The 10,504-nt window shown below is 73.2% G+C and carries 9 protein-coding genes and 1 pseudogene; 3 read left to right on the top strand and 7 right to left on the bottom strand.

Features of this window, described 5'->3' with window-relative positions:
- Positions 1-79: 79 nt before the first annotated feature.
- Positions 80-355, top strand: a pseudogene (locus tag ACFVHO_RS13830) (hypothetical protein); the annotation flags it as partial.
- A gap of 42 nt (positions 356-397) precedes the next feature.
- On the opposite strand, the gene ACFVHO_RS13825 reads toward ACFVHO_RS13830, so the two are convergent.
- Positions 398-853, bottom strand: a complete 456-nt coding sequence (locus ACFVHO_RS13825; RefSeq protein ID WP_385713225.1) for a hypothetical protein — start codon at positions 851-853, stop codon at positions 398-400.
- 129 nt (positions 854-982) lie between these two features.
- Positions 983-1,993 (bottom strand): GlxA family transcriptional regulator, encoded by a 1,011-nt coding sequence (locus tag ACFVHO_RS13820; protein ID WP_385713223.1) that lies wholly within the window; start codon positions 1,991-1,993, stop codon positions 983-985.
- A 71-nt stretch (positions 1,994-2,064) separates the two neighbouring features.
- On the opposite strand from ACFVHO_RS13820, the gene ACFVHO_RS13815 reads away from it, so the two are divergent.
- Entirely contained in the window at positions 2,065-3,384 is a 1,320-nt protein-coding gene (locus tag ACFVHO_RS13815) for an MFS transporter (RefSeq protein ID WP_385713221.1), read from the top strand.
- On the opposite strand, the gene ACFVHO_RS13810 is transcribed toward ACFVHO_RS13815, so the two are convergent.
- Complete coding sequence (locus ACFVHO_RS13810; RefSeq protein ID WP_385713219.1) at positions 3,381-4,748, bottom strand: DUF445 domain-containing protein; 1,368 nt, start codon at positions 4,746-4,748, stop codon at positions 3,381-3,383. The two genes, ACFVHO_RS13815 and ACFVHO_RS13810, sit on opposite strands and share 4 nt — an antisense overlap.
- Before the next feature lie 243 nt (positions 4,749-4,991).
- Between ACFVHO_RS13810 and ACFVHO_RS13805 the strand changes: the two genes are divergently transcribed.
- Positions 4,992-6,326, top strand: a complete 1,335-nt coding sequence (locus ACFVHO_RS13805; RefSeq protein WP_385713218.1) for an SGNH/GDSL hydrolase family protein — start codon at positions 4,992-4,994, stop codon at positions 6,324-6,326.
- Between the two features lie 372 nt (positions 6,327-6,698).
- On the opposite strand, the gene ACFVHO_RS13800 is transcribed toward ACFVHO_RS13805, so the two are convergent.
- The 4 genes from ACFVHO_RS13800 to ACFVHO_RS13785 form a co-directional block, all read right to left on the bottom strand.
- Entirely contained in the window at positions 6,699-7,547 is an 849-nt protein-coding gene (locus tag ACFVHO_RS13800) for a DUF1707 domain-containing protein (protein WP_385713217.1), read from the bottom strand.
- A 104-nt stretch (positions 7,548-7,651) separates the two neighbouring features.
- Positions 7,652-8,641 (bottom strand): ATP-binding cassette domain-containing protein, encoded by a 990-nt coding sequence (locus ACFVHO_RS13795; protein WP_385713215.1) that lies wholly within the window; start codon positions 8,639-8,641, stop codon positions 7,652-7,654.
- Positions 8,642-8,647: 6 nt separating this feature from the next.
- On the bottom strand, positions 8,648-9,487 hold the full coding sequence (locus ACFVHO_RS13790) for an ABC transporter permease (protein WP_385713244.1): 840 nt from the start codon (positions 9,485-9,487) through the stop codon (positions 8,648-8,650).
- A gap of 70 nt (positions 9,488-9,557) precedes the next feature.
- Positions 9,558-10,379 carry an ABC transporter permease gene (locus tag ACFVHO_RS13785; protein WP_385713214.1) on the bottom strand — a complete coding sequence of 274 codons (822 nt, stop codon included), beginning with the start codon at positions 10,377-10,379 and terminating at the stop codon, positions 9,558-9,560.
- Positions 10,380-10,504: the final 125 nt, after the last annotated feature.

Below are 10,504 nucleotides of genomic sequence, written 5' to 3'. Positions count from 1 at the left end.
CCGGTACGACAAGAGGGCCTACGTCTTCCACGGCACCGTCACCACCGCAGCAATCAGACTCTGGCTCCGACCATGATCCGCCGGACAGAACCTAGTCGGCGGGTACGCCGTAGCCCGGTTCACCAAGAAGCGCCCCCTCGGCGGAGCCGTCCTCGCCGTGGCCGGGGTCGCCGCCGCGCAGCAGTGGCGGCGGCAGGCCGGGCCGAAGACGGCCGCCGCGCTCAGCGCCGCGTACGTTGCGGGGTTCGCCGGGTCGCATCCGCTCGCGAAGAAGGTCGGCGCCTGGCCCGCGGTGCTTGGGGTCGCGGGGAGCGTGGCGCTCGCCTCCTGGGTGGCCGTCGACCGCCGCGGTTGATTCCGGCGGGCCCGAAGCCGGGTACGTGGGCCCCTGAGGGGCCTACGCCGACCGCGACCAGCCCCCAGCACCCCGCGCAGACGCCGACTCCACCCTGAACTGCCGCGCGAACCCCGCCACCGCGAGCACCACCGCGCACCCGGCCATCACGAACACCGCCCACGCCACCGGCCAGATCGACGCGTCCGGGGGCTCGTGCGTGGCGAAGGACGTGAAGAGGAGGGCGGCGGGTGGGACGGCGACCACGGGGAGGGTCCAGCGCAGGCGGTCGCGGAGGCCGAAGTAGGCCGCGAGGGCCAGGACCGTCGCCACCAGGAACGCGATGTCCGCGTCCGACACCGGCGAGGTCTCGTTGATCGCGCCGGGCGTCTCGGCGCGGTTGCGCAGGTCCCAGGGCAGGAAGAGGAGGTACGCGGCGGCCGCCAGGCCCGCGCCGAGCAGGCGCGTCGCCAGGCGTTCGGCGGCGGGGCGGCCGCGGAGGGGGCTCAGTGCGTTCATGTGTACGACGATCGCGCTCGCGGGGGTGGGATGCCTGAGTACGCGTACTCAACCTCAGCTGTCCGCCCGGCCCCGGGCTCTCCCGTATGCCCACGCCCCGGCCCCACCTTTACCCGGCCCCGTACCCCCCTACCCCCGCCCCCTGAACGTCGCCCGATAAGCCCCCGGCGACACCCCCACCCCCGCCTGGAAGTGCGCCCGCAGCGACGCCCCCGTGCCGAAGCCGCACTCCGTCGCGATGCGGTCGACCGTGTGGTCGGTCTCCTCCAGGAGTTGGCGGGCGCGGTCGACGCGGCGCTGGGTGAGCCACTGGACCGGGGTGAGGCCCGTCTCGGCGCGGAAGCGGCGGCTGAAGGTGCGGACGCTCATCGAGGCATGGGCGGCCAGTTCGGCGAGGGTCAGGGGTTCGCCGAGGCGGGTCAGGGCCCAGGCCCGTGCCGCGCCGGTCGACGTCGACTCCCGCTCCGCGACCGGGCGTTGGATGTACTGGGCCTGGCCGCCCTCCCGGTGCGGCGGCACCACCGTGCGGCGCGCCACGGCCGCCGCGACCGCCGCCCCGTGGTCCTGCCGGATCAGGTGCAGGCACAGGTCCACCCCGGCCGCCTCCCCCGCCGACGTCAGCACGGCGCCCTCGTCCACGTACAGGACATCCGGGTCGACCGAGACGGCAGGGAACGTGCGCGCGAAGCGGTCCGCCGACAGCCAGTGCGTCGTGGCCCTGCGTCCGTCCAGGAGGCCCGCGGCGGCCAGGACGAACGCGCCCGTGCAGATCGAGGCGATGCGGCGCGCTGACGAGGCGAGGGCGAGGGCCTCGGCGAGCGGGGCGGGCAGGGCCTCGGGGCGCAGCGACTCGTCCTCGCGGTGCGACGCGGGCACGATCACCGTGTCCGCGACCGCCAGGACCTCGGGGCCGTGCGGCGCGCGGATGGGGAAGTCGGCGTCCGTGTCGACCATGCCGGGGCGCAGCGCGCAGGTCAGGGGCGTGTAGAGCGGCGCGCCCGCCGCGTCGCGCGCGCTGCCGAACAGCTGGTGGACCAGGCCGAGTTCCATGGGCAGGACGCCGTCCCGGACGAGGACGGCGACGGTACGGCGCCCCGCTCGCGCCGCCGTACGGGGTTCCGTGGTCCCTTGTGCCGTCATGGCCAGATCCTTGCACACCATGGCCATCTGGCCACTCGTCGCGCTCGCCCCGCCGGACGGACGCTCGGTCCATGAGTACGCCGTCGAGTACGTCACCCCGCACATCGAGCACCTCACCGCGCAAGCCACCCCCCGCCCCCGCCCCGAGCAGGCCCCGTCTCCCCCTCACCCCCTGGACCATCGCCGCCACCGCCGCCCTCGCCATCGTCACGGCGGGCACCTTCACCACCCTCGCGGGCCTGCTCGTCGGGCCGCTGCACTCCGAACTGGGCTGGTCGCGCGGGGCGATCGGGGTGGGCGGCGCGGTGAACATGGTCGTGTACGGGGCCACCGCGCCGTTCGCCGCGGCGCTGATGGACCGGTTCGGGATGCGGTACGTGACGACGGGCGCCCTCGGCCTGGTCGGCGCCGGGGCCGTGCTCACCGCCACGGCGATGACGGCGGCCTGGCAATTCGCGCTCTACTGGGGCGTGTTGGTGGGGCTCGGCACCGGCGCCACGGCGATGGCGTTCGCGGCGAGCGTCACCGAGCGGTGGTTCGTGGCGCGGCGCGGGCTCGTCACGGGGCTGCTCACGGCGGCAAGCGTCGTGGGGCAGTTCGTGTTCCTGCCGGTGCTCTCGGAGGTGGTGGGGCGGCACGGGTGGCGGGCGGCGGCTCTCGCACTCGCGGGCGCGGCCGCGCTGGCCGCGCCGCTGGTGTGGCTGACGCTGCGGGACCATCCGGCGGACATCGGCCAACGCCCCCACGGGTCGGCGGAGTTCGTACCGCGGCCCGCGCCGGTCCGGGGAGCGGCAGGCCGCACCGTACGCGTCCTCCTCCGCGCCGCCCGCACCGGCCCGTTCTGGCTGCTCGCCGGGACCTTCGCGATCTGCGGGGCGTCGACGAACGGCGTGATGTGGACGCACTTCGCGCCCGCCGCGCACGACCACGGCATGCCGATGACGGCCGCCGCCTCGCTGCTCGCGCTGATCGGGATCTTCAACGTGGCGGGCACGGTGGCCTCCGGCTGGCTCACCGACCGCCGGGACGCGCGCCGGCTGCTCGCCGCGTACTTCGCCGTGCGCGGCCTCGCCCTCCTGGCGCTGCCGCTGCTGCTCACCGCGACCGTGCAGCCGCCGCTGGTCGCCTTCGTGGTCGTCTTCGGGCTCCTCGACGTGGCGACGGTGCCGCCGACGATCGCGCTGTGCCGCGCGTACTTCGGCCCCGACGCGGCCGTCGTGTTCGGCTGGGTCAACTCCGCACACCAGGTGGGCGCGGGCGCCGTCGCGTTCCTCGGCGGGGCGGCCAGGGACGCGTTCGGGTCGTACGACCTGGTGTGGGTGGGGACGGCGGCGCTGTGCGCGACGGCGGCGCTGCTCTCGCTGGCGAGCCCCCGGGCCGGACGGCCCTAGCCGCCAAGCGCCCGCGACACCGTATAGATCAAAAGCCCCGCCAACGACCCCACCACCGTGCCGTTGATCCGGATGAACTGCAGGTCGCGGCCGATGTGGGCCTCGATCTTCTTCGAGGTGTGCTCGGCGTCCCAGCTCGCGACCGTGTCCGTGATGAGGGACGTGATCTCGTTGCGGTACGTCGTCACGACGTACACCGCCGCGCCCTCGACCCAGCCGTCGACCTTCTCCTGGAGGCGGGCGTCGGTGGCCATGCGCTGGCCGAGGGAGAGCAGGGCGGCGCGGACGCGCAGGCGCAGTTCGCTGCGCTCGTCCTCGGCGGCGGCCACGATCATCTGGCGGACCGCGGACCAGGCGGAGGTGATCAGGTCCTGCACCTCGTCGCGGGCGAGGACCTCGCGCTTGAGGTGCTCGACGCGGGCGCGGGTGTCCGTGTCGGACTGGAGGTCGGCGGCGAAGTCGGTGAGGAAGCGGTCGAGGGCGCCGCGGGCCGGGTGTCCTGGCATGTCGCGCATCTCGGTGACGAAGCGCAGGAGTTCCTTGTAGACCCGCTCGCCGACCTTCTTGTCGACGAAGCGCGGGGTCCAGCCGGGGGCGCCGCCCTCGACGGCGTCCATCACCGAGTCGGCGTGCTCCACCAGCCAGTCGTGGGCGCGCACGCACACCAGGTCCACGACCCGCTTGTGGCCGCCGTCCGTGACGACCTTCTCCAGCATCTTGCCGATGCCGGGCGCGATCTCCTGGGCGTCGGCGCGGCGCGTGATGGCCTCCCCGACGACGGCCTGCACGTCCGAGTCGCGCAGGACGGTGAGGGCGCCTCGCAGGGCGGTGGCCAGCTCGGCGGTGACGCGGTCGGCGTGCTCCGGCTCGGCGAGCCAGGCGCCGAGGCGGCTGCCGATGCCGACGGAGCGCAGGCGCTGGCGCACCACCGTCCGGGAGAGGAAGTTCTCACCGACGAAGTCACCGAGGGAGACGCCGAGCTGGTCCTTCTTCTTCGGGATGATCGCCGTGTGCGGGATGGGGATGCCGAGGGGGTGCCGGAACAGGGCCGTCACCGCGAACCAGTCGGCGAGCGCGCCGACCATGCCCGCCTCGGCGGCCGCCGCGACATATCCGGCCCACGCCCCGGCGCCCGTGTTCTGCGCCCACTTGGCGAGCACGTACACGACCGCGACGAACAGCAGCAGGCCCGTCGCGGTCAGCTTCATCCGGCGGACGCCGCGCTGCTTCTCGGCGTCGGCCTCGCTGAAGGCGCCGGGTCCGCCCGGTCCCGCGGGTCCGCCGCCCGCGCTTGGGGAGCGGCCGTCACGGGCATGCTGTTCCGTGCCCGCCTCGGCCGTTTCCTCCGTGTTCGTACCTTGCATTCCTGGAGCCCCGTTTTCGCGTCGCTGTTCCTGCGCGTCCCTGGGGACGCGTACGTCTGTCGTACGCCGTCTTCGTACCCGTTCGCATTGTCCCTTCCAGTCCGACTCCTGGAACGAACCACAAGTTCCCGGCGTCTGAGTGAGCGGAGGGGGGCAGTGTCGGCCCCCTCGCGGCCCATGACGCATCATGGGGTGTTCACACCGGAGCCTCGGGCTCCCCCTGCCCGAGGAGAAACAGCCCGCATGACCAAGCGTCACGGTTATGCACTGCTGGCCGCCGTGCTCGCGGTCATCGTGGTCGTGTCAGCGGCCATATACATCGGCGTCACGGGCGCCGACGACGACACGAAGGACCAGCTCAGCGCCTCTCCGCGCGGGCCGCGCAACTCCGCGGCCCCGGCGTCGGCGGGCACCTGGGTGGGCACCTGGTCCGCCTCCCCCGCGGGCGCCGAACCCGGCACCGAGGCGCGCGGCATGGCGGGGCGTTCCGTACGCAACGTGGTGCACACCAGCGTCGGCGGCGAGAGCACCCGCATCACCCTGACGAACCTGTACGGCACCCAGCCGCTCACCGTCACGCACGCCTCCGTCGCCGTCGCCACCGCCTCGAACAACCCCACCGCGGCCGCCGGCACGCTGCGGCGCCTCACCTTCCGGGGCGACACCTCCGTGGTGATCCAGCCCGGACAGCAGATCGTCAGCGACGCCGTCAGGCTGCGCGTGCCGCACGACTCGGACCTGCTTGTCACGACGTTCTCGCCGACCGCGTCAGGGCCGGTGACGTACCACCCGCACGCGCGTCAGATCTCGTACGTCGCCGACGGCGACCACACCGAGGACCCGAGCGGGTCGGCGTACCACGAGCAGAGCCCGTACTGGCGCTACCTCTCCGCCGTCGACGTGCTCAGCAACGACACCGACGGCACCGTCGTCGTCATCGGCGACTCCATCACCGACGGCATCACCTCCACCATGGGCGCCAACCGGCGCTGGACCGACGTCCTCGCCGACCGGCTGCGCCAGGTCTCCGGCGCGCCGCGCTACAGCGTCGTGAACCAGGGCATCAGCGGCAACCGTGTCCTGTCCGACGGGAGGCCCGGTGCCCGTGGCGGGCCCGGCGCCAACCCGAGCGGGCTCGCCCGCTTCGACCGTGACGTCCTCGGCCGCACCGGCGTCAAGGCCGTCGTCATCGCCCTCGGCATCAACGACATCCTGCGCAATCCGCAGGAAACCGACCCCCGGCGCATCACCGAGGGGCTGCGCGAGCTGACCCGGCAGGCGCATGCCCGCGGGCTGCGGGTCGTCGGGGCGACGCTCATGCCCTTCGGGGGGCACCGTGGGTACACGCCCGCCCTCGAGGGCGTGCGGCAGGCCGTCAACAAGGAGATCCGCTCCGGCAAGGTCTTCGACGCGGTCGTCGACTTCGACAAGGCCCTGCGGGATCCGTACGACCCCCGGGCGCTGCTCGACCGGTACGACTCCGGGGACAACCTCCACCCCAGCGACGAGGGGTTCCGCCGGATGGGCCAGGCGTTCGACCCGGCCGCCCTCAAGGGCTCCTCGGACGCGGAACTCTAGCCACACCGGGGCGCACGCCGATCGGCGCTCCGCGCCTCGTCCTCAATCGCCGGACGGGCTCTCCCCCACCCACCCGCCCGAACTCGCACCGGCCCACCCAACAGCCCGGCACCATCAGCCCCGACCGGATCACCCCCGATCGCGCTCCGCGCTCGTCCTCAAACGCCGGACCGGCTTTCTCCCACCCACCCGCCCCCACCATTACTTCGGCCAAGGCGGTCCGCACTGCCTGCCCGGTGCACTTTCAGCCCACCCCGGCGGAGTTTTCAGCCCGTCCGGCGTTTGAGGACGAGGCGCGGAGCGCCGATAACGGGGTCCGGGGCGGAGCCCCGGTTTCGGAGAAGGGGTGGGACTGGGGCGCCCCCGCGAGGGTCAGTCCCGTCGGCGTTCCTCCCTGCGGCGCTCATGCAGCGCATGCCGCTCCTCCCGCCGCCGCGCCTGCAGCTCGCGCCGCTCCGCCTTCAGACGGGCCCGCTCCTGCTTGCGCAGCTTGCGTTCGACGCCGACCCCGCCCATGAGGGCGAACCCGGTGACGACGACGCGCGGCGACCCCGGCGTGCCGGGCCCCGTGGCGTCGTCCCCGAAGCCGCCCATGATCCCGAACCCCTTGACGGTGACGTTCAGCTCGGGCGGCACGGTGACCTGGATGCCGCCCATGAGGGCGAAGCAGCGAATGACGACGTCCCGCTCGGCGAACCGCGCCTCGCGCAGGTCGATCTCGCCGCCGCCCCACATCACGAAGGACGTGAAGGCCCGCCCGATCGTCCAGCCGCCCTTGCGGTTGAACCCGCCCCAGATGGCGACGCCCCCGGTGGACGAGGGCTCGCCCCCGACGACCCGCTCGTCCCAGTCGATCTCGTCGCTGTCCGCGCCGCCGGACCGCTTGACCATGGACACCTTGGGCCCGGGCGTGACGGCGGACGGCAGATCCCGGGTGAGGGGCGCGAGTTCGCCGTACGTACGGGCGCGGTAGGCCGCGTCGAGGCGTTCGCCGAACTCCTCCATGTCGAGCCGCCCCTCGGCCAGCGCCTCGCGCAGCACGTCGGCGACCTTCTCGCGGTCGGCGTCGGAGGCCCGCAGGTCGGTGGGGCTGACCTCGGCGGGGCTGACCCCGGTGGAACTCACCTCGGCGGGGCTCAACTCACCGGCGGGCGGCTCCGCGGAGCCCGGCCCGTCGGCTTCGGGCAGCTCGTTCGGCGGCTTGGGCTCGGCGTCCGTCATGCTGAGGTTCACCTCATGATGTCCGTGCCGGTGGATCCGGCCGACCTGCTCTTCCTGCTGGGGTCCGGGGGGCCTCCCCCGGAAGAACGCAGCACACACGCAGCCTACGAGGTCCCCCGGTCCGCGTACATCTTGGCAATCACGGCCTCGATGTCGGGCTCGCGCACGGAGAGGTCGAGCAGCGGATAGCGGGCGGCGATCGCGGCGACCAGCGGCGCGGCCGACGCGGCGGCCGGGAACGCCAGCCACTGCCGGGGCCCCTCGACCTTCACGACCCGGGCCGACTCGACCTCCAGGGGCGGAAGTTCGAGTTCCAGGTCGACCACGAGGGTGCGCTCGCTCGCCCCCACCTCGTGCAGCCCGGCCAGCGGCCCGTCGTACATCAGGCGCCCGTGGTCGATGACCATGACGCGCTTGCACAACTGCTCGATGTCGGTGAGGTCGTGGGTGGTCAGGAGCACGGTCGTGCCGGACTCGGCGTTCAGGTCGCGCAGGAAGCCGCGGACCTTCGCCTTGCTGACGACGTCGAGGCCGATCGTCGGCTCGTCCAGATAGAGGACCTCGGGGTCGTGCAGGAGCGCCGCCGCGATGTCGCCGCGCATGCGCTGGCCGAGGGAGAGCTGGCGTACGGGCACGTCCAACAGGTCGCCGAGGTCGAGGAGTCGGACGCAGCGGTCGAGGTTCTCGGCGTAGCGCCGGTCGGGGATGCGGTACATGCGGTGCATCAGGCGGTACGAGTCGATGAGCGGCAGGTCCCACCACAGGGTGGTGCGCTGGCCGAAGACGACGCCGATGCGCCGGGCGAGCCGGGTGCGCTCGCGGGCCGGGTCGATGCCCGCGACCCGCAGCCGGCCGCCGCTGGGCGTGAGGATGCCGGTCAGCATCTTGATGGTGGTGGACTTGCCCGCGCCGTTGGGCCCGATGTAGCCGACCATCTCGCCGCGCGGCACCCGGAAGGTGATGCCGTCGACGGCCCGCACCTGGTGTCGCTCGCGGCGCAGGAAGCCGGTCTTCCTGCGTACGTCGAAGATCTTCTCGATCCCGTCGAGGGCGATGAAGTCGGCGTCCGGGTCGTGGTCCTGGACCGTGTCCATGACGTGTCAGCTCCCTGTGCTGCGGTACGAGCGGAGTCCGGCGCGCCAGGCGAGGCCCGCGAGCGCGCAGCACGCCGCGGCCACCAGCGGCGGCGTGAAGGCGGCCCAGGAGGGCAGGCCGAGCGGATAGGGGCGGCCGAGCACGTACAGGCCGGGCAGCCAGTTCACGAAGGCGATGGGCACCAGGAAGGTGGCGCCGCGCACCAGGTCCTTGCCGAAGACGGACGGCGGGTACTGCAGGAGCGTGTTGCCGCCGTAGGTGAAGGCGTTCTGCACCTCGGAGGCGTCCTGCGCGACGAACTGGAAGGCGGCGCCCGCCACGAAGACGGCCATGAAGATCCCCGCGCCGCTGACCAGCATCAGCGGGACGAGCAGCACCTTCAGGGGCGTCCAGACGATGTCGAGGGCGGCGCAGGCGTACCCGAGGATCAGCAGCCCCTGCACCACCCGCCCCAGCCTGCGCAGCGCGAACTGGTCCGCAGCGACCTGCGCGAGCACCGGCGCGGGCCGCACCAGGAGCGTGTCGAGGGTGCCGTCGCGCACCCGTCGGCCGAGCCGGTCCATGGAGCCGATGGTGAGATCGGCGAGGCCGAAGGCACAGGAGGCCGCGCCGTAGAGGAAGGCGACCTCGGGGAGCCGGTAGCCGCCGAGCTCGTCGACCTGGGAGAACATCAGCAGGATCGCGACGAAGTCGAGGGCGGTCGCCGTGAGGTTGCCGAGGGCCGTCATGGCGAAGGACGCCCGGTAGGCGAGGGTGGAGCGGATCCACATCGCGGTGATCATCCGGTAGGCGCGCAGCCCGTCCCTGGCCCGGTCCAGCGGCCCGTCGGCGGTGCCCGCCCGCAGTCCGGACGGCCGGTCCGCCGGGTCCACCGGGCCCCCGCCCCGCCCCTGCTCCCGCGTCCGCCGGGTCTCCTCAGCCACCCTGCACCACCACCCGCCGCGTCGCCACGGCCTGCAGCAGCCGCCCCGCCGCGAGCAGCACGGCGGCCCACCCGGCCTGGAAGGCGTACGCCATCGCCAGCTCCGCGCCCGAGCGCTCGCCGAGCAGCACGTCGGCGGGCACCTGGATCAGCGCCGACCAGGGCAGCGCGCGGGCGACCTCGCCGAGGGCGCCGGGGAAGACGTTCAGGGGCAGCAGCATCCCGGAGAAGAAGGTGCTCGCGAGCCACGCGATCTGGGCGACTCCGGTGCCGTCGAGGAGCCAGAAGGCGCTGAGCGCCACCAGGAAGCGCAGCGCGAAGCTCACCACCACGCCGAGCAGCACGGCGACCGCCGTGGCCAGCCACGTCAACACGTCGCCCGGAAGAGCCAGTTGAAAGATGATCGCGCCGAACAGCATCGGCGTCACGCCGCGCGCGAGCAGCTGGAACAGCGCCCGGCCGAGGTCGCCCGCGAGCCACCAGGCCTGGAGGTCGGCGGGGCGGTACAGGTCGATGGCGATGTCGCCGGTGCGGATGCGCCGCATCAGCTCGTCCTCGAAGCCGCCGCCCATCACCGCGACGGTCGTCAGGAGCGCCTGCCCGAGCCACACGTACGTGAGAGCCTGCGCCTGGTCGTATCCTCCAAGTCCAGGCTTCTCGTCCCACAGGGCAATATAGGTGTAGGTCAGGATCACTCCGAAGACCGTGTTGGTGAACACACCGGCCATGGTCGCGATCCGGTACGTGGCGAATCGCCGGAAGCTGCCGGCGGCGACGGCCGCGTACAGGCGGAACCGTCCTGATCTCACGAACATCCCTTTCAGAGAGCCTCGTACCGCTCCAGGCCACCGCGCCCGGGCCCGTGCCCGGGCCAAAGCGCAGGAGCCTAGTGCGGTCGGGGCCGACCGTGCCAGGCAATTTCGCCCCACGGAGCGTGCCT

It is taken from the genome of Streptomyces sp. NPDC127108, assembly GCF_042677545.1.
GTDB lineage: Bacteria > Actinomycetota > Actinomycetes > Streptomycetales > Streptomycetaceae > Streptomyces.
This window is presented reverse-complemented; position numbering and strand designations above follow the sequence as displayed.